The 21852-nt window shown below is 70.1% G+C and carries 19 protein-coding genes; 8 read left to right on the forward strand and 11 right to left on the reverse strand.

Translation table 11 applies throughout. The annotated features are described in order from the left end of the window. Positions 1-6: 6 nt before the first annotated feature. The 3 genes from AC1DU4_RS05180 to AC1DU4_RS05190 form a co-directional block, all read right to left on the reverse strand. Positions 7-1566, reverse strand: a complete 1560-nt coding sequence (locus AC1DU4_RS05180) for a class I adenylate-forming enzyme family protein (protein ID WP_477837993.1) — start codon at positions 1564-1566, stop codon at positions 7-9. Next, complete coding sequence (locus AC1DU4_RS05185; RefSeq protein WP_477837994.1) at positions 1563-3116, reverse strand: acyl-CoA synthetase; 1554 nt, start codon at positions 3114-3116, stop codon at positions 1563-1565. Before AC1DU4_RS05185 ends, AC1DU4_RS05180 begins: the two co-directional genes overlap by 4 nt. 176 nt (positions 3117-3292) lie before the next feature. Further along, the gene (locus AC1DU4_RS05190) at positions 3293-3925 is read right to left on the reverse strand and encodes a TetR/AcrR family transcriptional regulator (protein WP_477837995.1); all 633 of its coding nucleotides are present in this window, start codon (positions 3923-3925) and stop codon (positions 3293-3295) included. Positions 3926-4037: 112 nt separating this feature from the next. On the opposite strand from AC1DU4_RS05190, the gene AC1DU4_RS05195 reads away from it, so the two are divergent. From AC1DU4_RS05195 to AC1DU4_RS05215, 5 genes are all read left to right on the forward strand, one after another. Beyond that, positions 4038-5645: a class I adenylate-forming enzyme family protein gene (locus AC1DU4_RS05195; protein WP_477837996.1), complete on the forward strand. Its 1608-nt coding sequence runs from the start codon at positions 4038-4040 to the stop codon at positions 5643-5645. A 31-nt stretch (positions 5646-5676) separates the two neighbouring features. Next, positions 5677-6258 carry a peroxidase-related enzyme gene (locus tag AC1DU4_RS05200; RefSeq protein WP_477837997.1) on the forward strand — a complete coding sequence of 194 codons (582 nt, stop codon included), beginning with the start codon at positions 5677-5679 and terminating at the stop codon, positions 6256-6258. A 131-nt stretch (positions 6259-6389) separates the two neighbouring features. Further along, positions 6390-7829 (forward strand): HNH endonuclease signature motif containing protein, encoded by a 1440-nt coding sequence (locus tag AC1DU4_RS05205; protein ID WP_477837998.1) that lies wholly within the window; start codon positions 6390-6392, stop codon positions 7827-7829. A 187-nt stretch (positions 7830-8016) separates the two neighbouring features. After that, entirely contained in the window at positions 8017-8364 is a 348-nt protein-coding gene (locus AC1DU4_RS05210; RefSeq protein ID WP_477837999.1) for a UBP-type zinc finger domain-containing protein, read from the forward strand. A 222-nt stretch (positions 8365-8586) separates the two neighbouring features. Continuing rightward, positions 8587-9750: a lipase family protein gene (locus AC1DU4_RS05215; protein WP_477838000.1), complete on the forward strand. Its 1164-nt coding sequence runs from the start codon at positions 8587-8589 to the stop codon at positions 9748-9750. Positions 9751-9859: 109 nt separating this feature from the next. Here the strand turns inward: AC1DU4_RS05215 and AC1DU4_RS05220 are convergent, their stop codons facing one another. Next, positions 9860-10432, reverse strand: a complete 573-nt coding sequence (locus tag AC1DU4_RS05220; RefSeq protein WP_477838001.1) for a dihydrofolate reductase family protein — start codon at positions 10430-10432, stop codon at positions 9860-9862. A 70-nt stretch (positions 10433-10502) separates the two neighbouring features. On the opposite strand from AC1DU4_RS05220, the gene AC1DU4_RS05225 reads away from it, so the two are divergent. Further along, positions 10503-11072 carry a TetR/AcrR family transcriptional regulator gene (locus tag AC1DU4_RS05225; RefSeq protein ID WP_477838002.1) on the forward strand — a complete coding sequence of 190 codons (570 nt, stop codon included), beginning with the start codon at positions 10503-10505 and terminating at the stop codon, positions 11070-11072. 12 nt (positions 11073-11084) lie between these two features. On the opposite strand, the gene AC1DU4_RS05230 is transcribed toward AC1DU4_RS05225, so the two are convergent. Next, a complete protein-coding gene (locus AC1DU4_RS05230) occupies positions 11085-14267 on the reverse strand; it encodes an arabinosyltransferase domain-containing protein (RefSeq protein WP_477838003.1) in 3183 nt (1060 codons plus the stop codon). A 243-nt stretch (positions 14268-14510) separates the two neighbouring features. Between AC1DU4_RS05230 and AC1DU4_RS05235 the strand changes: the two genes are divergently transcribed. Together AC1DU4_RS05235 and AC1DU4_RS05240 are read left to right on the forward strand one after the other, a co-directional pair. Next, entirely contained in the window at positions 14511-15245 is a 735-nt protein-coding gene (locus tag AC1DU4_RS05235; protein ID WP_477838004.1) for a FadR/GntR family transcriptional regulator, read from the forward strand. Further along, positions 15242-15928 (forward strand): sterol desaturase family protein, encoded by a 687-nt coding sequence (locus tag AC1DU4_RS05240; RefSeq protein ID WP_477838005.1) that lies wholly within the window; start codon positions 15242-15244, stop codon positions 15926-15928. The genes AC1DU4_RS05235 and AC1DU4_RS05240 overlap by 4 nt, the downstream gene beginning before the upstream one ends. Positions 15929-15952: 24 nt before the next feature. Here the strand turns inward: AC1DU4_RS05240 and AC1DU4_RS05245 are convergent, their stop codons facing one another. The 6 genes from AC1DU4_RS05245 to AC1DU4_RS05270 all read right to left on the reverse strand — a co-directional run bounded on the left by AC1DU4_RS05245 (position 15953) and on the right by AC1DU4_RS05270 (position 21724). Further along, entirely contained in the window at positions 15953-16708 is a 756-nt protein-coding gene (locus AC1DU4_RS05245; protein ID WP_477838006.1) for a succinate dehydrogenase/fumarate reductase iron-sulfur subunit, read from the reverse strand. Beyond that, positions 16705-18669 (reverse strand): fumarate reductase/succinate dehydrogenase flavoprotein subunit, encoded by a 1965-nt coding sequence (locus AC1DU4_RS05250; protein WP_477838007.1) that lies wholly within the window; start codon positions 18667-18669, stop codon positions 16705-16707. The genes AC1DU4_RS05245 and AC1DU4_RS05250 overlap by 4 nt, the downstream gene beginning before the upstream one ends. A 51-nt stretch (positions 18670-18720) precedes the next feature. Further along, entirely contained in the window at positions 18721-19539 is an 819-nt protein-coding gene (locus AC1DU4_RS05255; protein WP_477838008.1) for a hypothetical protein, read from the reverse strand. Next, the gene (locus tag AC1DU4_RS05260) at positions 19536-19823 is read right to left on the reverse strand and encodes a hypothetical protein (RefSeq protein WP_072847175.1); all 288 of its coding nucleotides are present in this window, start codon (positions 19821-19823) and stop codon (positions 19536-19538) included. Before AC1DU4_RS05260 ends, AC1DU4_RS05255 begins: the two co-directional genes overlap by 4 nt. Before the next feature lie 78 nt (positions 19824-19901). Beyond that, complete coding sequence (gene bioD, locus AC1DU4_RS05265) at positions 19902-20588, reverse strand: dethiobiotin synthase (protein ID WP_477838009.1); 687 nt, start codon at positions 20586-20588, stop codon at positions 19902-19904. Then, positions 20585-21724 (reverse strand): 8-amino-7-oxononanoate synthase, encoded by a 1140-nt coding sequence (locus tag AC1DU4_RS05270; RefSeq protein WP_477838010.1) that lies wholly within the window; start codon positions 21722-21724, stop codon positions 20585-20587. The genes bioD and AC1DU4_RS05270 overlap by 4 nt, the downstream gene beginning before the upstream one ends. Positions 21725-21852 lie beyond the last annotated feature (128 nt).

The raw sequence follows: 21852 nt of genomic DNA on the forward strand, positions 1-21852 counted from the left end.
AACCGCCTAGCGCGGTTTCAGCGCGACCTTGCGGATCTTGCCGGCCRGCGTCATCGGCAGGGACTCGACCACCTCGATCCGGTCGGGCACCTTGTACTTGGCCAGCGTGGCCCGGCACATCTCGACCAGCCGCTCGGGGTCGACCTCGGCCCCCGGCGCCGGCACCACGAAGGCGTACCCGGTCTCCCCGAAGGTCTCGTCGGGCACGCCGATCACCGCGCACATCGCCACCGTCGGATCGCTCACCAGCACGTTCTCCACCTCGGCCGGGTAGACGTTGAAGCCGCCCCGCACGTACATCTCCTTCTGGCGGCCGAGCAGGACGACGTGCCCGTCCTCGGAGCTCGACGCGACGTCGCCGGTGGCGAGCCAACCGTCGGGGCGGAACGTCGCCGCGGACTCCTCCGGCAGCTGCCAGTAGCCGGCGGCGACGCACGCGCCGCGGACCTGCAGCTCACCTGCCTCGCCCGGGGGCACGGGCACGTTCCGATCGTCGACGACGCGGCCCTCGAAGTCGCCGGTCATGGTGCCGATGCTGCGGCCGACAGTCTCCAGGGAGTCCCCCGGCGGCGAGATGACGCAGGCGCCGGACGTCTCGGACATGCCGTAGAGGTTCGCGATCCGGACCCCCTCGAACGTCGCCGCCACCTGTGCCGCCAGCGCCGGCTCGAGGTTCGACCCGCCCACCACGCACAGCCGCACGCTCGACATGTCCGCGACGGCAAGCGATTCCGCTGCCAGCACCATCTTGTACATGGTGGGGACGCCGACGAACATCGTCACCCGGGTGCCGGCCATCGCGTCGACCACCAGGTCCGGGTGGAATCTCGGCAGCAGGGCGATGGCGCCCCCGGTGGCGAGGGTCGAGCCCAGCGTGCAGGTCAGTCCCCCGACGTGGTTGAACGGCATGACGCCGAGAATCACGTCCGCGGCCGTCTGCCCGAACCGCTCCACCTGCGCGGCGGCCGAGGCGATCAGGCTGCGATGAGTGAGGGTGGCGCCCTTCGGGGTCCCGGTGGTCCCGGAGGTGTAGAGGATCACCGCCGGGTCCGCGGGCCGGATCATCGCCGCGGCACGCGCCAGCAGTTCCGGATCGGGTTCGGCGGCCGCGAGGTCCGCCCACCGCCGTCCGCCCGGGACCCCGTCCCCGCCGAGGAACACGATGTGCTCGACCGTCGGGATGTCGGGCCGGAGCCCGTCGAGGAAGGGGCCGAACTCGAATCCGTTCGACTCCGCGTCGCAGACCAGGGCCCGGGCCCCCGACTGCGTGAGCATGTGGGTGAACTCCCGCTCCCGGTAGACGACGTTGAGGGTGACCAGCACCGCCCCGATCTTCGCCGCGGCGAGGTACGCGACGATCCAGTCCGGCGAGTTCGCCGCCGCGATCGCGATACGGTCCCCGTGGCCCAGGCCCAACCGCAGCCAGCCGGTGGCCACGCGGTCGGACCGTGCGTCGATCTCGGCGTAACTCAACGCCTCACCGCCGAAGTGCACGAAGGCGGAGTCCGGGGCGGTCGCGACCCGCTCGGCGAGCAACGCCGGAATCGTGGAGGCTGGCGCGGTCATCGCACTGCCACCATCGCGCCGTCGGACCAGTTCGCACGCAGTTCGCGTTTGAGGATCTTGCCGGTGGCGGTCCTGGGCAACTCGTCCACGAACACGACCGCGCGGGGACACTTGAAGTGCGCCAACCGTTCCCGCAGCCAGGAGATCAGCTCGTCCCCGCCGACCTGCTGACCGGGCTTGCAGACGACGACGGCGGCCACCGCCTCGCCCCAGGTCTCGTCGGGGACGCCGATCACCGCGACCTCCGCCACCGCCTGATGCCGGTAGAGCTGCTGCTCGACCTCCGCCGGGTAGACGTTCTCGCCGCCGCTGATCACCATGTCCTTCTTGCGGTCCACGATCGTGTAGTAGCCGTCCTCGTCACATCGCGCCAGGTCGCCCGAGTGGAACCAGCCGTCCCGCAACTCCTCCCGGGTCGCGTCGGGCTTCTGCCAGTAGCCGGCGAAGATGTTGGGCCCCCGCATCACCAGCTCGCCGACCTCCCCGACCTGGACGTCGCGGCCGTCGTCGACGATGCGGAAGTCGACGTGCAGCACCGGCCGGCCGATGGAACCGGCGTGGGTGACCACGTCGTCGGCGTCGAGTACCGCGGCGATCGGGGAGGTCTCGGTGAGCCCGAACCCTTCGGTGAAGGTGATGCCGCGACCGCGCAGCGCCTCGATGAGCACCACCGGGCAGGGCGCGCCGCCGGAGATGGTGAACTTCAGCGAGCCGAGGTCCCGGTCGCCGATGCTCGCGGCGTTGTTGATTGCCGCCCACATCGCGGGGACACAGAAGGCGACCGTGCCCCGGTGCTGCTCGACGGCGTCCAGCCAGGCCTCGGGCGCGAAGGACTCGAGGATCACCGAGGTGGCACCGAGGTAGAGCATGGGCAGGGTGAAGATGCCGAGCGCACCGATGTGGAACATCGGGGCCGAGGTGACGTTCACGTCGCGGGGGGTGAGGCCCTCGGCGATCGAGAAGTTGTGGACGGCGTTCCACAGGAAGTTGCCGTGGGTGAGCATCGCCCCCTTGGGCCGGCCCGTGGTGCCGGACGTGTACATCACCACGCACAGGTCGTCGTGGCCGATGTCGTACTCGACGCGGGCGGGGTCGCCGGAGGCCAGCAGCGCGTCGTACGCGGAGCGCTCCCCCGCGACGCGCTGCGCGGCAGAGCCGATCTCGACGGTCTCCCGCACGTAGGTGCCGTCGGCGGCGTCGTGCACGGTCGCGGTGAGCTGCGCGGAGTGGAAGACGATGCAGGCGCCGGAGTCCTGCAGGATGTAGCGCATCTCCGGCGCGCTGAGCCGGTAGTTCACCGGGACCGTGACGGCGCCGAGCTTCGCGGCGGCGAAGAGCACCTCGAGCATGTGCGGGCTGTTGAAGGTGATCAGCGCGACGCGGTCGCCCTTGCGCACACCGCGCTGCCGCATGGCGTCGGCCAGCGCGTTGGTGCGCCGGTCGAGCTCGCCGAAGGTGAGGGCCGCGCCGGTATCGGCGTCGACGAGCGCCGTTCGATCCGGCCTGCGCAAGTGGTGGATCGACGGCCAGTTGCCAATTCCATTGTCCATCAAGGCTTCCGATCAGTGTGGTGATGGGCGTCACAGGTGGCGGACGTGCCGCCACTGTAGGCCAACCCCACGAGGCAAGCAAGCATGATTGCTTGTTTTGGGTTCCGGTCACACCCCCAGCAGGCTCGACCCCGGATCAGCCTCGGCCAGACGCTTCGCACTCGTGCGCGGCTGCCTCAGGCCGGCAGTGACTTGATGCCCCGCAACTGCACCGCCCACACCGCCGCGATCTTCGCCCGGCGAGCCGAATCGTCCGCGAGCACGTCGGCCAGCCCGAGGCCGCGCGCGAGGTCGAGCGTCGCCTGGATCATCCGGTGCGTGTCCGGGTCCGAGTCGTCCGCACGGAGCAGCCGTACCGCGAGGTCGTGCACGGCGCGGGCAAACTTCCGCTCGAGCGGGAGGACGTGCTTCCGGAGTTCCTCGTCGGCGCCGGCGACGGTCCACACCTGCAGCGCGGCCTTGAACAAGGTGCCGGAGTAGTAGTCGAGCAGCAGCCCGACCACGTGCTCCTCGCGCCCCTCGTCCTCGACGAACCGCCCCAGCTCCTCGTCGACCTGACGCACCCGCTGGTCGAACATGTAGTCCAGCGCCGCGRTGATSAGGTCCTCGCGGGTCGGGAAGTGATGCTGCAGCGCGCCGCGGCTGGTGCCGGCGGCGTCGGCGATCACGCCGACAGTGGACGCGTTCCAGCCCTTCGTGGCCAGGCACTGCACCGCGGACTCGAGGATCTTCCGCCGAGTCGACCGGCTCCGCCGCTCCTGCCCGGTGATGCTGTCGTCGCCAGGGAGGCCGTCGTCGGGATTCGTCACGAAGCCAGATGTTAGCCGACGAATTCAAACAAGCAGGCATGCTTGCTTGCGTGTTTGGGCACTGCTAGCGTCGCCCGGAACGTCAGTGTGACGGCCACCACAGAGGAGTGCCATGCAGCCCGATCTCGCCGGAATCCCGCCCGTGCACGTCAATCTCGCCACCCGGGTGGTGGTCGGCGACGCCCTCACCCGCACCGCGCAGATGTTCGGGGCACGCACGGCCGTCGTCGACGGCGGACGCGAGGTGACGTACCGGGAGCTCGACGAGACGTCCAACGCTCTGGCCCACGCACTGCTCGACACCGGCCTCACGCGCCAGCAGCCGGTCGCGATGCTGATGCGCAACACCTGGCAGTTCGTCGCCACCTACTTCGCCTGCGCCAAGTCGGCGCTGGTCGCAATGCCGGTGAACATCGCCCTGTCGCCCGACGACATCGCCTGGATCCTGCGAGACGCAGGCGTCACGACGATCGTCGCCGACGCCGCCGCACTGCCCCTGCTCGAGACGTTCCTGGCGGGCGAGCACCCCGAGCTGACCGTCGTCGCAGTGGGCGAGAGCTCCCCCGTCACCGTCGGCGACCTGGACGTGATCGACTGGGACGAGTTCGCCGCACGCGGCTCCCGGACCGCCGTCGAGGTGATCGTCGAGGACCGCGACACCGTCCAGTGCCTCTACACCTCGGGCACCACCTCCCGACCCAAAGGCGTTCTGGTCAGTCATGTCTCGGTACTGGTCGGCGGCATGACCAACGCCCTGCAGATCGGGCACAGCTGGGGCGCCGACCCCTCCACGCTGGTCAACGTCCTGCCGCTCTTCCACACCACCGCCCTGAACACCCTGGTCCTGCCGGTGCTCTTCACCGGCGGCGCGGTGGTTTTGCACGCACAGTTCGACCCCGCCGCGATCCTCGCGGACATCGAGCGACACTCGGCGACGCACCTGATGCTGCTGCCGATCATGTACCGAGCGCTCCTCGCCGCCCGCGGCGAGATCGGCGCCGGTCTGCCGTCGGTGCGGCGCGCCGTCTACGCGATGGCGCCGATGCCGGCCGAACTCCTCGACCAGGTGGACGAACTGTTCCCGAATGCCGCGGTGATCCTGGGCTCCGGGCAGACGGAGGTGGTGCCCGCGACCGTCCTGCAGTGGGAAGAGCACCGTCACACCAAGGCCAACTCCTGGGGTCCGGCGACCCCGACGGTCCGGATCGGCATCATGGACTCGGAGGGATCACTCGTCCCCGACGGCGACACCGGCGAGATCGTCTACCGCGGACCGCATGTGGCGAGCGGCTACTGGAACAACCCCGAGGCCAACCGGGCGGCCTTCGCCCACGGCTGGTTCCACAGCGGCGACATCGGGCACCTCGACGACGAGCAGGTGGTCTGGTTCACCGACCGGCTCAAGGACATCATCAAGTCGGGCGGCGAGAACGTCTCCTCGGTCGACGTCGAGCGGGTGGTCATCTCCGCGCCCGGCGTGGCCGAGTGCTCGATCGTCGGTGTGCCCGACCAACGCTGGGGCGAGGCGGTGTGCGCCGTGGTCGTGGCGAGCGACCCGGCGGCCGTCGACGACGAGTTCGCCGCACGGGTGATCGCGCACGCCAAGTCGAACCTCGCCGGGTTCCAGGTGCCCAAACGCGTCGTGGTCGTGGACTCGTTGCCCAAGACCGCGACCGGCAAGACCCGCAAGCACGCGCTGCGCGCCCAGCTCGCCAACTGAACCCGGCACCCCCGAAAGGTCCTACGGCCCCATGGAATCCACCGATCGTCAGTTCTTCCCCGTCCCAGAGATCACCGATCTGCCGGGCGGCATGCAGTCGCTCTTCGCGAAGGCGGAGGCCGAACTCGGCTTCGTGCCCAACGTCTTTCGTGCGTACGCGCACCGGCCCGAACGCTTCTCCAGTTGGTTCTCGCACTACCGACAACTCAACGAGCCGACCGAGACGCTGAGCCTGGCGGACCGGGAGATGATCGCGGTGGTCGTGTCCAACATCAACGGCTGCACGTACTGCCTGGTCTCGCACACCCACGCGCTGCGCGTCGAACTCGGCGACGTCGTGAAGGCCGATCAGATCACGTTCAACTGGCGCCACGCCGGACTGGACGATCGCCAGCGCGCCATCTGCGGGTACGTCGAGAAGCTCACCAAGGACCCGGCGACCGTCGAGCGCTGCGACCTCGAGGCCCTCTCGGCCGCCGGGCTGACCGACCAGGACATCTGGGACGTCGTCGAACTCGCGTCGATGTACGCGTTCACCAACCGGATGTCCCTGGCGATGGGCCACACGCCCAATGCCGAGTACCACCACCACGACCGGGCGGTCGACTCGTAACTGAGCGGTCGAGCCTGCGGCTTGTGCGCACTTTTGGCCCCCAGTGCAACCAAAAGCACTCACGAGCCGCAGGCCCTTCACCAGGCGAAACATCATTGTGATCGAATGCGCGTGCGAGTAGAATTTGGTGTATGAAACTCGACGCCATGCTCACCGACCCCGCCGGGGTCGAGGCATGGCGACTCGACGAAACCGAGTTGGCCACGTCGGTTCCGGAACTGTCGGAGAAGATCCTCGAGCTCGAAGCCCTGCGCGTCCGGTTGGTGCACGAGGCCGACCAGAGATGCGTGCCCAACCATGTCGGTGCCGCTGACACCGCGTCCTGGCTCGCGGACGCCACCCACATGACCGCCGGCCAGGCGGGCAGGATCGTCCGCCTCGGTCGTGAGTTGCCGCTGCACCCGCGGATGGCCTCCGCCCTCGACGCCGGCCGGATCGAACTCGGCCACGTCCAGGTGATCGTCAACTTCCTCGCCCGACTCGAAAAACTCACCGTCGACCAGCCGGCCGAGCCGGTGGAGACCGACTGGGCCCACCCCGACCCCGAAACCGGTCGACCCGACGACTGCCAGGCCTACCTCCTCATCGCCGCCCTACTCGAGAACGTCACCGTCCTCCGCCGACGAGCACGAGCACTGGAGTTGCTCCTGCAACTCGACGGGACCGTGCCACCCGACGGGGAAAACCCCGAACTCAACGAGTTCTTCGCCAGCACCACGCTCGGTGGTCGGATGCACGTGAAAGGCACCTTCGACGCCGAGACCGGCGAAGCCCTCCAGACCGCCCTGTCGGGACTGTCGAAGCCGCACCCGACCACCGACGACGGCGGTCACCCGATCCGGGACCCCCGCTCCGCAGCCAAACGCCGCGCCGACGCCCTCGAACAGATCATCCGCGGCCACCTCGACAACGCACGCGGCCCGATGGAGGGCGGCGAACGACCCCACGTCACCGTGACCATCGACGTCGACGCCCTCAAGGACGCGGTCTCCGCGACGGCGCCGACACCCGCGACCGGAGCCTGGTCCGGAAACGACTGGGACTACCACACCGACAACGCAACCGGACCCGTCGGCGAGCACGAGGGTTGCACCAGCCCCGCCGGTTTCAGGCCACCCCGCCGGTACCGCCGCGGTCGTCACGCCAGCATGCCGTGGGCAGGCCCCATCTCCGCCGCCATCGCGGCCCGGATCTCCTGCGACGCCCAGGTCACACCTGTCTTCGTCGACCGGAACGGCAACCCCCTCGACGTCGGCGTCACCACCCGCATCATCTCCCCGAGACTGCGGAAAGCCCTGGTAGCCAGGGACTGCGGCTGCGCGTTCCCAGGCTGCGGCCGACCCGCGGCGTGGACCGACGCCCACCATGTTCGCCACTGGAGCAACGGCGGCCCCACCGCCCTGTCAAACCTGGTGCTGCTCTGCAAGAAGCACCACACGATCATTCACAGGAACCACTGGGCCGTGCAGATCGAATCAGACGGGTTCCCGTGGTTCACGCCCCCGGCCTGGGTGGACCCGTTACGAAGACCACGGCCGGCTCACAACCGGCGCGCGATCCACACGGTCTGACCCGCAGGCACAGGCCCGTTCGCCAAAAGACCTGTACCCCCGCCACAACCGGTCCGCGCCGCATCAAGGGTGGATCCGGTCAGCTCCACGGCCATGCCCCACCGGCCGACCACCTGTCGGCCGACCACACTGCCGCCACGCCGGCCAGCGGTTGTGCCCAAAGCCAACAGGGCGTTTCATGGCAGGGGTGAGCGAATCCACCGGGATCGACCCCACCGCCGCACCCAGCGGCACCGGCTGCGCCGAGTGCCTCGATCTCGACGGCTGGTGGTTCCACCTTCGCCGCTGCGCCCAGTGCGGCCACATCGGCTGCTGTGACAGCTCCCCCGGCCAGCACGCCACCCGGCACGCCGAGGCCACCGGGCATCCGTTGATCACCAGCTTCGAACCCGACGAGGACTGGTACTACGACTACCGGGACCAGCAGATGTACGAGGGTCCCGCGCTGGCGCCGCCGCGGCACCACCCGCTGGACCAGCCCACACCCGGACCAGCTGGGCGGGTGCCTCCCGACTGGACCGAACAACTCCACTGACCGCCCCGGCATCCCCCGGCACACGGGCGGCGCCTGAACCAACCGCACGCGATGCCGCTCGGCGGTCGCCCGATCCCGACCGCGGCACCGCCTGAGCGGGTGCCCGTGAACACGGAAATCCCGCCAGACCGCCACACTGATTCACGTCGTGACCTCCCGTTCTTCCCCGTCTGGAGCCCAGTGCGTCCACACTGAGGTAACGACATCAGCCGAGGGGGCAGGATGACGCCAACTCAGGGTCGCCGACATCGCCCGAGGAGTCGCGTCGCGATCGCGATCGCCGTCGCGCTCACCGCGGGTCTGCTCGCCGTCCCCGCTCAGGCGCAGCCCGCCCCACCGCCCGCCGCGGTCCAGGACGGGCCCGGCAGCGTGGTCACCGCCACCCCGCTGTCCGGGGACTCGGTGCCGGGCGGCGTCGCGCACGCGTCGGTGCTGAAGTACCGGACCACCGGCCCGCAGAATGCGCCGGCGCTGAGCACCGGCGCTGTGTTCGTGCCGCCCGGAACCCCGCCGCCCGGCGGGTGGCCGGTGATCTCGTGGGCGCACGGGACGGTCGGGATCGCCGACGCCTGCGCCCCTACCGTGTCCGGGAAGATGGTCGGCCCGTACCTGCAACGGTGGCTGGCCCAGGGGTATGCCCTGGTGGCAACGGATTACGTGGGACTCGGCACTCCGGGCGTCCATCCCTACCTGGACGGCCCGTCGGAGGCGCACAGCGTGATCGACATGGTGCGGGCGGCCCGCGCCGTGACGCCGTCGCTGTCGGACCGGTGGGTGGCGCTCGGCCAGTCGCAGGGCGGGCAGGCCGCCATGGTCACGGCGTCGATCGCGACCACCTACGCCCCGGAGCTGGACTACCGCGGCGTCGTCGCGACCGGCGTCCCGGCAAACCTGGACCGACTCGCGCCACTGGTCGGACCGGGATTTCCGGAACTTCCGCTCGAGGGAACCACGGTGTTCATCGCGTATGTCCTCGCCGGTCTGCGTGCGGCGCAACCGAACCTGGGGCTCGACAGCTACCTGAGTCCGGTCGGCCTCCGGGTCCTCGATCAGGTGCAGTCGCTGTGTTACGCGGACGCGGCTCCCCTGCTCGCGGGCATCTCGATCGGCGACCTGATGTCCCGCCAGTTGGACGATCCCGTGGTGCTCGACGCGGTGCGCCAGTCGCTGCACGTGCCCGCGTCCGGCTACGACCGGCCGGTGTTCCTGGGGCAGGGCCTGCTCGACACGATGGTGCCCGCACCATTCGCGCTGACCCTCGCCGCGGAGATGGCCGTCAACCGCCAGGACATGGTGTTCCGGACGTATCCGGCGGGCCACATCGAGACCATGCTGGCGGCGCAACCGGAGGCGATGGATTTCGTGCGCGGACTGTTCGGCGGCTGACCGAGGCGCGCGTGCCACGGTTGTCGACTTCGCATCGCCACCCACCTCCCCTTTTCGTCGAGCCTGCCTCGCGGTCGCGGCCGAACCAGGAGACCGGCGACCCGGCCGCTCAGCGCCGCCGCGCGTACTCGACGACGGCAACCCCGGAGCCGAAGGTGCGGGTGTCCACCACGTCGAACGCGCCGGGCTGGTACGCACCGGGCGCGAACAACGGGATGCCGGCGCCGAACAGCACCGGATGACGCTTGATCACGAGGCGGTCGACCTCGTCGACGAGTTGGCCCGCCAGGTGGCCGCCGCCGCACAGCCAGATGTCCGCGCCGGGCTCCTGTTTGAGCTCGCGGACCACATCGACGGGGTCGGCGTCGGTCACGGTGAGGTTCTCGGCCTGGGCGCGGTGACTGCCGGAGAACACGATCTGACGCAGGTGGCGGTACGGGCTGGTCCCGCCCGGCTCGTCCAGGCCGACGGCGTAGGTGTTCCAACCCATGAGGACGGTGTCGAACCGGGTCCCGGGCTGGGCGACGCCGAGGTGCTCGGCCGCCGCCGTGGGGAGCGCGTCGGCATAGCGCGCGAGATCGCCCATGTGGTCCCCCTCCATGAGGAACGCATCGAACTGACCGTTCGGACCGGCGATGTACCCGTCCAGGCTGACGGCGACGTAGTACACGAGTTCACGCATTCCCACTCCAATCACTTCAGGTGTAGTGGTTAAAGTACAACAGATGTAGTGATTCGGCTAGGATTTCTCCATGGCACGCAACGACGAGCGCCGGAAGCTGCTGGCGGACGCAGGCCTGAGGGTCCTGGCCGACGAGGGCGCGCGGGGTCTCACGCACCGTGCGGTCGATCGCGCCGCCGACGTCCCCCTGGGGACCACCTCGAACTACTTTCGCAGCCGCGACGCCCTCGTCGCCGGGCTGGTGGAGCGCATCGGCGAGCGGCTGACGCCGAGCGCGGACGTGCTCGCATCGCTGGCCGACCGGGAGCCCAGCCGTGAGTTGTTCGCCGACTACGTGCGCTACATCGTCCGGCGGCTGACCGAGAATCGCGAGGTGACGTTGGCACTCTTCGAGCTCAGGCTCGAGAGCGGACGACGCCCCGAGGTGGCCGAGATGCTCTCGCACTGGGGACGATCGGGCTTCGAGGCGGACGTGGCCTTCAACACCGCGGCCGGCCTACCCGGCGGTGCCCGCGAGATCGCGCTACTGCACTACGCCGTCGACGGGCTCGTCTTCGACCGGCTCACCACGCCACTGATGCCCGACCGGTCGACCGACGAGATCATCGACGACCTGGTCGCGGGCCTCCTCCCGAAGTGAGCAGCACTCGACTCACCACGCGATGTTGATCGGCCCCGGCGTCCACGTGCCCGAGCGCGGCACCGTCGCGGTGTCGAGTTGTGCCGGTACGGCATTCGCGTCACGGCGGGTGTACTTCTCCAGGCTCCCCCAGTCCTGGTCCCAGTCGTCGTCGAGGTAGGTCGGCAGGGTGCGGCCGGTGGCGGTCAGGTCGATCCACCCCAGGGGGCCGCCGCCGAAGTGGTCCTGCCACAGGCTCGTCATCACCGCGCCGGGGCGGTCCCCGAGGATGCGGTATTCCGGGATCTCGGCGACGCCGAGGCGATGGTTGAACGGCTGCTGGCACGGGAACTGCAGCGCCACTTCCCAGTCGATCATGGTGGGCGTGTCGGGCCCGACCAGCGAGTCGAGGGTCTGGGTCTGCGGGACCCGCGGCGGCGTGACGGCGAGCCACTGGTCCGGCCGGATGTCGCTGTCCGCGACCACGATCCGGACGGCATTTGCCTCGGTCGGGAGCTGGTCGAGCGGCACCCGGAGGTTGCGCCACGAGGGGGCCGGGCCGATGTCGATGGGCAGCGCGCTGCCCAGCTTCTGGACGGTCCCGTCCGCCCCGCGGACACCGTAGTCGAGGTCGATGCGGGCACCCGGGGTCGCGATCCCGTCGGAGTTCACCGAGTACACCCGGCCCGCGACGGACATCGAGACGAGGTCACCGCCGGCGGGGAGGGCGTACCAGTCCGAGGTCAGCGACGCCGGGCCCTTCGCCCCGTAGCTGCCGAGGACCGGCGTCCGGGCCGGGTCCAGACCGAAGGGCAGTGCGACGGAACTGCCGTTGATGCCGGAGGCGCCCTGGCCGCCGGCGGTGCCGGCGGCGTTGCTGGACTTGGCGTCCTCGTTGTCCAGGGAGGTGGCCATGCCCTCGGAGGCGGCCTTCTCGTCGGACGTGAGGTCGCCGGCCACCCCGTTCGGGGTGAACCCGACGTTCTGCACCCCGAGTGCGGTCCCGGCCGCGGCGGTGAGCGGTTGCAGCACGGACGCGTTGGTGTCCGTCTCGACCAGTACGTCCTCGGCCAGGCCACAGGCGTGTCCGGCCAGGGCACCGATGTTGGATTTTGCGACAGAGAAGGACGGGTACTGGGCGATGGCGCCCTTGGTCATCGAGAGTACGAAGAACACGACCATGAGCCCGGCCGCGACGGCCAGCGGGGGGATCGACCACACGCGGCCGACAGACGCCGACCGGTCCTCGTGCGGTTCCCGGACGAAGCACCAGGCCGCCACGAGCAGCATCACCACGGTGGCGGCGAGCAGGACGGTGCCCGCGCCGACCCCGGCGATCATCACCGGCTTGTCCCAGAACGGCACGCCCCAGGCCGAGATGTACCACCAGCTGTTGCTGCTGGTGAAGGCGAGCGCGAGGACGAACAGCACCGCGGCCGCGAACAGTGCCCGGTTGCGCCTCGACCTCAGCACCAGCGGGCCCACCGCGACGGCGGTCAGCACCGCGAGCGAACCGGCCAGGCTGGCGAACACCCCGAAGTGGTGGGTCCACTTGGTCGGCGTGAACATCATGAGCACCATCGCGGCGGCGGTGATGCCGATGATCCGACGGGACGGGCCGGACGCGGTGCCGGGGATCCGCCCGCCACGCCGCAGCATCACCACCAGGCTCGCGACGATCGAGAGCACCATCACGAACACCCCGAACCGTCGGGCCAGGGACCCGTCGGCGTTGATGTTGAACAGCCACTCGTAGCGCTTGTACTCCTCGAACCAGGCGTTGGTCGGCGGGATCGCATGGACCCGCTGCATCTCGAGGACCGCGGCGAGGGACTGGTCCGCGAAGGCGGCGACGAGGATGACCAGGCCCGCCGCGACGATCGGGCCGAGCAGAGCGAGGTAGCCGACGGTCTTGGCGCGCGCCCAGACGATCTGCAGCACCGGCCGCGCACCCGCGATCAGGGCACCGAAGCAGATGATGCCGGAGGGCCCGACGGTCACCGTGAGCGCCGCGACGAGCACCGCGGCGGCGGCCGGGAGCAGGCGCCGGGTGGCGATGGCGCGTTCGACGGAGCACCACGTCAGCAGCACGCCCGCGGCGACGATCGGCTCGGGGCGCAGGCCGTTGTTGTACGGCAACCAGAAGGCGAGGAACACCAGTGCGCCCGTCCACAGCGCGACGCGGTTCCGGCCGACCGCGACGCCGAGTCGCGGCGCCACCTCGCGGCTGATCACGAGCCAGCAGACGATGCCGGCGATCAGCGCGGGGAGCCGGACCCACGGGCTGGCGGTGGACACGGTCGTCATCAGCGCGAGCAGGTCGTAGTACGGGGTGCCGAACGGCGCCTCCGGGACCCCGAACCAGCGGAAGTAGTTGGCCATGTAGCCCGACTCGAGCGACGTCCTGGCCATGGTGAACTGGTAGCCGTCGTCCGAGGTGGTGGCGCCGATGAAGTGCCACAGCACCAGGGTTCCGACCACCACCGCGTCGATCGGGGTGAACTTCCACCAGCGCGCGGGCAGGAACCGGCGGGACCGCCGGCCGTCGAGTCCGTCGATACGGTGCAGCGCGACCAGCGCGACGGCGGTCGCCAGCACCGCGACAATCATGGCGACGAGCTTGACCGCGGACGGCGTGGACGTGAACCGGGTGTCGAGGTCGGCGTTCACCGCGAGACCGCCCGGAGGGTCACCCTGCAGGTCGCTGAACACGCCCACCAGCTGCGGGCGGAAGTCCCCGTCGAGGGTGGTGGGATCACCGCCGGTCAGCGTGGTGACGGTCCGCTCCGGGTTCGACGCCACGGTCACCGAACGGCCGGCCAGGTCGTCGACGGGGATCGAGAGCAGGGTCTGGTCCCGTTGCACGACGTCGAACTGTGCGGGGGCGCCGTCCGCGCCGGGGGTCACCCGGGCGACGAGGCCGTAGCGCGCCGCGTCCGGCGCGCCCACCGGAGCGGTCGAGACCACCACACCGCCGGACGAGGCGAGCTGCGCCGCCGCGGCGGCGGGAATCGACACGTCGAACTCGACCGGAGCGTAGGAAACCAGCGGGGCCTCGATGCTGGTGAGCGAATCCGCCTGCGGCCAGGACAGACTCGCGGTCTCCTGCTGCACGGGCAGGAACGGCACCGACAGCGCGGCCAGGATTCCGAGGACCGATGCGACGATCGCCACGAGCCGACTTCGAGCGGCCCCGGAACGGGGCACCGATGTCATATCGGATTGATCTGTTTGTGGTCGCTCGTCCACGGCGCTGTCGGTCACGACGCTCGATGCTAGACGGCTCGCCGCGGCGCCGTTCCTGATCCTCGTTTGTCGTTGTGGCCGATTTGCCGGTTTCGACCCGGCCACCAGCCGTTTCCTCAGCTTCCCCGATTGGACGGCCGAGACATGCATCACCGAACCCGCTACTGGTCTTACCACTTGACCTCTTGCCAATTCCGGGCCTAGCCTGTCCTCATGTTCGAGCCAATCGCACGACAGTCGGCGTCCGGCGCGGTGTACGACCAGATCACCACCCGGGTCCTCGGCGGCGACCTCGGGCCTGGCGACGCACTGCCGAGTGAACGCAACCTCGCCGAGGCGTTCGGCGTCTCGCGTCCCGCGGTCCGCGAGGCCATCGGGAAACTCGCACAGGCCGGACTGGTGGAGGTCCGCCAGGGCGACGCCACCTCCGTCCGCGACTTCCGCCGCCACGCGGGCCCCGAACTGCTCGGCGCCCTCCTGGTGCAGGGCGGCCGCCCCGACTGGTCGGTCGCGCGCAGCGTGCTCGAGGCCCGGCGACTGATCGGCGTGCAGGTGGCGCGGTTGGCCGCCGGCCGGGCCGACGGATCCCTCGCCGAGAACCTCCGCGCCGCGGTGGCCACCCTCGCCTCGGACCCGGATCCGATTGCGCAGCAGCAACACGCCCTCGCGTTCTGGGAGCACGTCGTCGACGGCACCGACTCCATCGCCTTCCGGCTGATCTTCAACAGCCTGCGCAACGCCTACGAGCCGACCATGACGGCGATGGCCGTGGTGATGGTCGCCGAGGTGGGCCGCACCGATCTCTACCGGGACCTCACCACCGCGATCGAGGCCAACGACGAGGACGGCGCGGAGCGCGTCGCCACCACCCTGCTGGACCTCGGGACCGCGGCGCTGACCGCCGTCATCGACGAACTGCAGTCACACGATTCGGAGCCGGAGCGATGACCACCGAGCCCTCGACGACCAAGCGCCAGCTCCGCCGCTCCCTCGGCCTGCGCGAGGCCGCCGCGGAGTTCTGGTGTCACCCGTCACCGTGGATGATCGGCGGCATGCTGGTCGCGGCCGCCGCGGCGCGGGTCGCCGTCGGCGACTGGCAGCCCACCGACGCGCTGGTGCCGGCAGCGATGCTGGCGGTGTTCCCGTTCGCGGAGTGGGTCATCCACGTCTGCATCCTGCACTGGCGACCGCGGCGGCTCCTCGGCGTCACCGTGGACTCGCTGCTCGCGCGCAAACACCGTGAGCACCACGGGAACCCGCGGGACGTGCCGCTGATCTTCATCCCGTGGCGCACCCTGATACTGCTGATTCCGACGCTGATCGCGATCGCGCTGCTCGCATTCCCCCGGACCGGGCTCGGGCTGACCTTCCTGCTGACCCTCGGCGCCATGGGCCTGGTCTACGAGTGGACGCACTACCTGATCCACACCGACTACAAGCCCAGGCATCGGATCTACCGCGCGGTGTGGCGTAACCACCGGCACCACCACTTCAAGAACGAGCACTACTGGTTCACCGTCACCACCACCGGCACCGCGGATCGACTGCTGGGCACCTACCCGGACCCCGAGACCGTCGAGACCTCCCCCACCGCACGGAATCTGCACGCGGCGGGCCCGACGCGGCGCTGACGCCGCCGGGTCATCTCCCCTGGGTCATCTGCCCGGGCGACGGAAGAGCTTGTTGCCCAGCCAGACGATCGGGTCGTACCGCTTGTCCGCGACCCGTTCCTTCATCGGGATCAGCGCGTTGTCGGTGATGCGGATGTTCTCCGGGCACACCTCGGTGCAGCACTTGGTGATGTTGCACAGGCCCAGCCCGTGCTGCTCCTGCGCGGTGTCCCGGCGGTCGGCGACATCGAGGGGGTGCATCTCGAGTTCCGCGATCCGCATCAGGAACCGCGGTCCGGAGAAGGCCGGCTTGTTCTCCTCGTGGTCGCGCACCACGTGGCAGGTGTTCTGGCACAGGAAGCACTCGATGCACTTGCGGAACTCCTGCGAACGTTCGACGTCCACCTGCTGCATCCGGTAGTCCCCCGGCGCCAGGCCGGCGGGTGGGGTGAACGACTGGACCTCGCGAGCCTTGACGTAGTTGAAGGACACGTCGGTGACCAGGTCCCGGATCACCGGGAAGGCCCGCATCGGGGTGACGGTGACCACCTCGTCCTCCGCGAAGGTGGACATCCGGGTCATGCACATCAACCGGGGCCGCCCGTTCACCTCGGCCGAGCACGACCCGCACTTGCCGGCCTTGCAGTTCCACCGCACCGCGAGGTCCGGGGCCTGCGTCGCCTGCAGCCGGTGGATGATGTCGAGGACCACCTCGCCCTCGTTCACCTCCACCGCGTAGTCCTCGAGGTCACCGCCGTCGGAGTCGCCGCGCCACACCCGGAAGGACGCCTGGTAGCTCATGTCGGGTCTCCCTTCCCGGGATGACCGATGAGCTCGGCACCCGTGTAGTACTTGGACAGCTCACCGAAGTCGAAGAGCGCCAACAGGTCCGGGCGCATCGGCGTCTGCGGTTCGGGCATGACGGAGACGTCCGGCACCGTGACCTGCGCGTCGCCGGCGGTCCCGCCGATCACGCTGCAGACCAGCAGCGTGTTGCGCCACTGCGCCTCCATGTCCGGATGGTCGTCGCGGGTGTGGCCGCCGCGGCTCTCGGTCCGCATCAGCGCGGCCTTGGCGACGCACTCGCTGACCAGCACCATGTTCCGCAGATCCACCGCCAGGTGCCAGCCCGGGTTGAACTGCCGGTGCCCCTCCACGGTGACGGTGTCGATCCGCTGCCGGATCGACTCGAKGCGCGCGAGCGCGGACCGGATCTCGGCGTCCGTGCGGATGATCCCCACCAGGTCGTGCATGCACTGCTGCAGTTCGGTGTGCAGCGTGTACGGGTTCTCGGCGACCACGCCGCCGGGCGGCGGGTCGAACGGCGCGAGTGCCATCTTCGCGGCCGAGTCCACGGCGGCGTCCGCGACCTGCGGCCGGCGCCCCAGCGACTCGACGTAGCCGGCCGCACCGAGACCCGCCCGGCGGCCGAACACCAGCAGGTCCGAGAGCGAGTTGCCGCCCAGCCGATTGGAGCCGTGCATCCCGCCGGAGCACTCCCCCGCCGCGAAAAGTCCGGGGACACTGGAGGAACCGGTGTCCGGGTCCACCTCGATACCGCCCATCACGTAGTGACAGGTCGGCCCCACCTCCATCTGCTCCTTGGTGATGTCGACGTCGGCGAGTTCCTTGAACTGGTGGTGCATCGACGGCAGCCGGCGCACGATCTCCTCCGCGGGCATCCGCGACGCGATGTCCAGGTACACGCCGCCGTGTTCGGTGCCGCGCCCGCCCTTGACCTCGGAGTTGATTGCCCGCGCCACCTCGTCTCGTGGCAGCAGGTCAGGGGTGCGTCGGGCACTTTCGTTGTCCCGCAACCACTTGTCGGCCTCCTCCTCCGTCTCGGCGTACTGGCCCTTGAACACCGCCGGGATGTAGTCGAACATGAACCGGTTGCCGTCGGAGTTCTTGAGCACGCCGCCGTCGCCGCGCACCCCCTCCGTGACGAGGATGCCCTTGACGCTGGGCGGCCACACCATCCCGGTGGGGTGAAACTGGACGAACTCCATGTTGATCAGGTTGGCCCCGGCCCGCAGCGCCAGCGCGTGCCCGTCGCCGGTGTACTCCCACGAGTTGGAGGTGACCTTCCATGACTTGCCGATCCCGCCCGTCGCCAGCACCACCGCCGGCGCCTCGAACAGCACGAACCGGCCGGACTCCCGCCAGTAGCCGAACGCGCCGGCGATCGCGCCGCCACCCTCTTGGCCCTCGGGATCGCCGCCGCCGAGCAGCAGTTCGGTGATCGTGCACTCCGCGAAGACCTTCACCCGGGACTCGTAGTCACCGGTCTCCGCGAAGTCCTCCTGCTGCAGCGAGACGATCTTCTGCTGCATGGTGCGGATCAGTTCCAGGCCGGTGCGGTCGCCGACATGCGCCAGTCGCGCGTAGGTGTGGCCGCCGAAGTTGCGCTGGCTGATCCGACCGTCCGGCGTGCGGTCGAACAGGGCGCCGTAGGTCTCGAGTTCCCACACCCGGTCCGGGGCCTCGCGCGCGTGCAGTTCGGCCATCCGCCAGTTGTTGAGGAACTTGCCGCCGCGCATGGTGTCCTGGAAGTGCACCTGCCAGGAGTCCTTGGAGTTGGCGTTGCCCATAGCCGCCGCGCAGCCGCCTTCCGCCATCACGGTGTGCGCCTTGCCGAACAGCGACTTGCAGACCACGGCGACGGACAGGCCCCGTTGGCGGGCCTCGATCACCGCCCGCAGGCCGGCGCCCCCCGCCCCGATCACCACGACGTCGTAGCTGTGCCGTTCGACCTCGGCCACCCCGGTCTCCCCTCCGCTGACGCTGTGATGTTCTCGCTGGTTGACGCCGCCCTAGTTGACGAATCGCAGATCCGAGATGGTGCCGCTGGCCACGAGCATGATGTAGAAGTCGGTGAGCATCAGAGTGCCGAGGGTGGTCCAGGCCAGTTGCATGTGCCGGGTGTTGAGGACGCTCACCTTGGTCCAGATCCAGTACCGGACCGGATGGGCCGAGAAGTGCTTGAGCCGGCCGCCGGTGATGTGACGACAGGAATGGCAGGAGAGCGTGTACGCCCACAGCAGCAGCACGTTCACCGTGATGATCACTGTGCCGAGCCCGACACCGAAACCACCGGAACCGCCGTGGAAGGCCTTCACCGCGTCATAGGTGTTGATCAGCGACACGATCAGGGCGACGTAGAAGAAGTACCGGTGGGCGTTCTGCACGACCAGCGGCAGCCGGGTCTCACCGGTGTAGCTGGTGTGCGGCTCGGCGACCGCGCAGGCCGGCGGCGCAAACCAGATCGAGCGGTAGTAGGCCTTGCGGTAGTAGTAGCAGGTGATCCGGAACCCGAGCAGGAAGGGCAGTACCAGGAACCCGAGCGGAATCCACATCGGCAGTTCGCCGACGAAGGTGCCGAAGTGGCTCGACCCCGGCACGCAGGAGTCGCTGACGCACGGCGAGTAGAACGGCGTGAGGTAGTGGTACTCGTCCACCCAGTACGCGGTCCGCACAAAGGACCGGATCGTCGCGTACACCACGAAGACGGCCAGACCCAGCGTCGTGAGCAGCGGCGGCTGCCACCAACGGTCGGTGCGTAGCGTGCGCGCCGAAATGCTCGCCCGGCGCGGCGATCGGACCCCCGCCGAATCGCGCGCGGGCGCGCTCACTGGTGCTCGTGGGGATGACCGCCGACGCCCTCGTCGTCGGCGCCCAGCCAGAGCGTCTGGTCGTAGGGGGCTTCGGGGACCGGCACGCGCTCGGACTCGCCGACGGGATGCGCCAGGCGCGGCGGCGACTCGTCGAGTTCGGTCGCGTCGATGCCGAGCCGTTCGACGTCGTTCGCGAGCCGACGGACCGCGGCGGCGTCGCCGTAGACCGTCCGCAGCGACCCGACGCACTGGCGCAGGTGACCGATCGTGCGGTTGAGTTCCATCATTTCGGTGGTGGACATTCGAACCTCCGACACAGATGACGTGATCGCTATCACATTACGTCATCCCGGTGCCACCGGTGGCCGGGTTGGGCGAGGTCAGAAGAACGGCTCGAGGACGCCCACGTCGAACCAGCTCGGAGCCGCCGCGACGAAGTCCGCGCGGCTCGACGCCCCGGCGCCGGCGGGCACCCGGCCGAGCAGGGGCACACCCGTGACCTCGGGCAGGTCCGCGAGATTGCAGCGCGCGGCCAGGTCCGGCTCGCCGGGCCACGACCCGACGACCAGCCCCGGGCACGACAGACCGGCGGCGCTCAGCGTGGCGACRGTGAGGGCGCTGTGGTTGAGCGTGCCCAGGCCCGCCGAGGCCACCACCAGCACCGGCGCATCCAGTTCCCTCGCCACGTCGACGAGCGTGAACCCCTGCGCGCCAAGGCGAACCAGCAGCCCACCCGCGCCCTCGACCAGCGTGAGGTCGTGGCCGGCGTCGAGGAACCGGACGGCGTCGGCGACCGCGCCGAGTTCGAGCATCGGCAGGTCCGCCCGCCGGGCGGCGGTGTCGGGGGCCAACGGCTCCGGGTAGCGGGCCAGCTCGACGGTCCCGGTCACGCCCGAGAGTCGTTGCACCTCGGCGAGATCGCCCGGTTCGCCCGGCCCCACCCCGGTCTGGGCGGGTTTGCACACCGCGACCGTCCGGCCCAGCGAGCCGGCCAGTGCGGCGAGCGCGGCGGTGACCACGGTCTTGCCCACGTCGGTCGAGGTGCCGGTCACCACCAGCACGCTCACGCCGGCGCCCCGGCCAGCACGTCCGCCAGCACCTCTCCGATGAGCGCCATCTCCTGATCGGTGAGGTTCGCCCGCGCGGTCAGCCGCAGCCGCGAGGTGCCGGCCGGGACCGACGGCGGCCGGAAGCACCCGACGTGCAGCCCCCGCTCACGGCAGGCGCGGGCGGCGTCGAAGGCGCGCTGCGGATCGCCGAGCACGACGGAGACCACCGCGGACTCGGGCGCCGGGACGCCGGCGATTCGCGCCAGGTCCGCGGCCCGGCCGAGGACGGCGGCCGCGCGTTCCGGTTCGCGTCGCAGCACCGCGAGTGCGGCCCTCGCGGCGCCCACCGCGGCGGGTGCGAGGCCGGTGTCGAAGATGAAGGTGCGGGCGGCGTCGACCAGGTGCGCGCGGATCCTGGCGTCGCCGAGCACCACGCCGCCCTGACTCGCCAGGGACTTCGAAAGCGTCGCGGTGATCACCAGGTCCGGCTCCCCCGCCAACCCGACCTCGTGCACGAGCCCGCGCCCGCCGTCTCCACGCACCCCGATCGCGTGGGCCTCGTCCACCACCAGCACCGCCCCGTACTCGCGGCAGACCCGGTGCAGCTCGCGCACCGGCGCCAGGTCGCCGTCGGCGCTGAACACCGAGTCGGTGAGCACCAGCGCGCGCTCCTCGGTCCTGGTCGCGAGCGCGTCGCGGACCGCGTCCACGTCACCGCGCGGGCTGACCTGCACCCGTGCCCTCGACAGCCGGCAGGCGTCGACGAGCGAGGCGTGACTGCCCGCGTCGGAGACGATCAGCGAGCCCTTGCCGGACAACGCCGTCACGGCGCCGAGGTTCGCGGTGTAACCGGACGAGAAGACGAGCCCGGACTCCGCTCCGACGAACTCGGCCAGTTCGAGCTCGAGCAGTTCGTGCTCGGTGGTGGTGCCGGTCACCAGTCGCGATCCGGTGGCGCCCGCACCCCAGCGCCCCAGCGCCGCGGCCGCTCCGGCGAGCACCTCGCGGTGACGGACCAGCCCGAGGTAGTCGTTGGACGCGAGGTCCACAGGCTCGAGTCCGGCCGAGCGCGGGTGCAGTTCCCGACGCAGACCGGCGTCACGCCGGCGTGCGGCCACCTCGTCGAGCCAGCTCAGTGCTTGATGATTTCCCACGATGACGCACCATACGCGCCCACTTGAACGGCGTTCAAGTGGGCGCGGCCGAACGCCGATCCGACGCCTGACGTGTTCGACGGAGTCTCACCCGGCCACGCCTGCTCCCGAACCTTCGCGGCGGGCCT

This window comes from Rhodococcus sp. P4_F5, assembly GCF_056401315.1.

Excerpts from the sequence above, each read along its gene's own strand:
- AC1DU4_RS05235 (WP_477838004.1), top strand. The coding sequence starts at position 14,511 with ATGTTCGAGCCAATCGCACGACAGTCGGCGTCCGGCGCGGTGTACGAC.
- AC1DU4_RS05260 (WP_072847175.1), bottom strand. The coding sequence starts at position 19,823 with ATGTCCACCACCGAAATGATGGAACTCAACCGCACGATCGGTCACCTG.
- AC1DU4_RS05230 (WP_477838003.1), bottom strand. The coding sequence starts at position 14,267 with ATGACATCGGTGCCCCGTTCCGGGGCCGCTCGAAGTCGGCTCGTGGCG.
- AC1DU4_RS05185 (WP_477837994.1), bottom strand. The coding sequence starts at position 3,116 with ATGGACAATGGAATTGGCAACTGGCCGTCGATCCACCACTTGCGCAGG.
- AC1DU4_RS05225 (WP_477838002.1), top strand. The coding sequence starts at position 10,503 with ATGGCACGCAACGACGAGCGCCGGAAGCTGCTGGCGGACGCAGGCCTG.
- AC1DU4_RS05200 (WP_477837997.1), top strand. The coding sequence starts at position 5,677 with ATGGAATCCACCGATCGTCAGTTCTTCCCCGTCCCAGAGATCACCGAT.
- AC1DU4_RS05245 (WP_477838006.1), bottom strand. The coding sequence starts at position 16,708 with ATGAGCTACCAGGCGTCCTTCCGGGTGTGGCGCGGCGACTCCGACGGC.
- AC1DU4_RS05195 (WP_477837996.1), top strand. The coding sequence starts at position 4,038 with ATGCAGCCCGATCTCGCCGGAATCCCGCCCGTGCACGTCAATCTCGCC.
- AC1DU4_RS05240 (WP_477838005.1), top strand. The coding sequence starts at position 15,242 with ATGACCACCGAGCCCTCGACGACCAAGCGCCAGCTCCGCCGCTCCCTC.
- AC1DU4_RS05205 (WP_477837998.1), top strand. The coding sequence starts at position 6,390 with ATGAAACTCGACGCCATGCTCACCGACCCCGCCGGGGTCGAGGCATGG.
- AC1DU4_RS05215 (WP_477838000.1), top strand. The coding sequence starts at position 8,587 with ATGACGCCAACTCAGGGTCGCCGACATCGCCCGAGGAGTCGCGTCGCG.
- AC1DU4_RS05220 (WP_477838001.1), bottom strand. The coding sequence starts at position 10,432 with ATGCGTGAACTCGTGTACTACGTCGCCGTCAGCCTGGACGGGTACATC.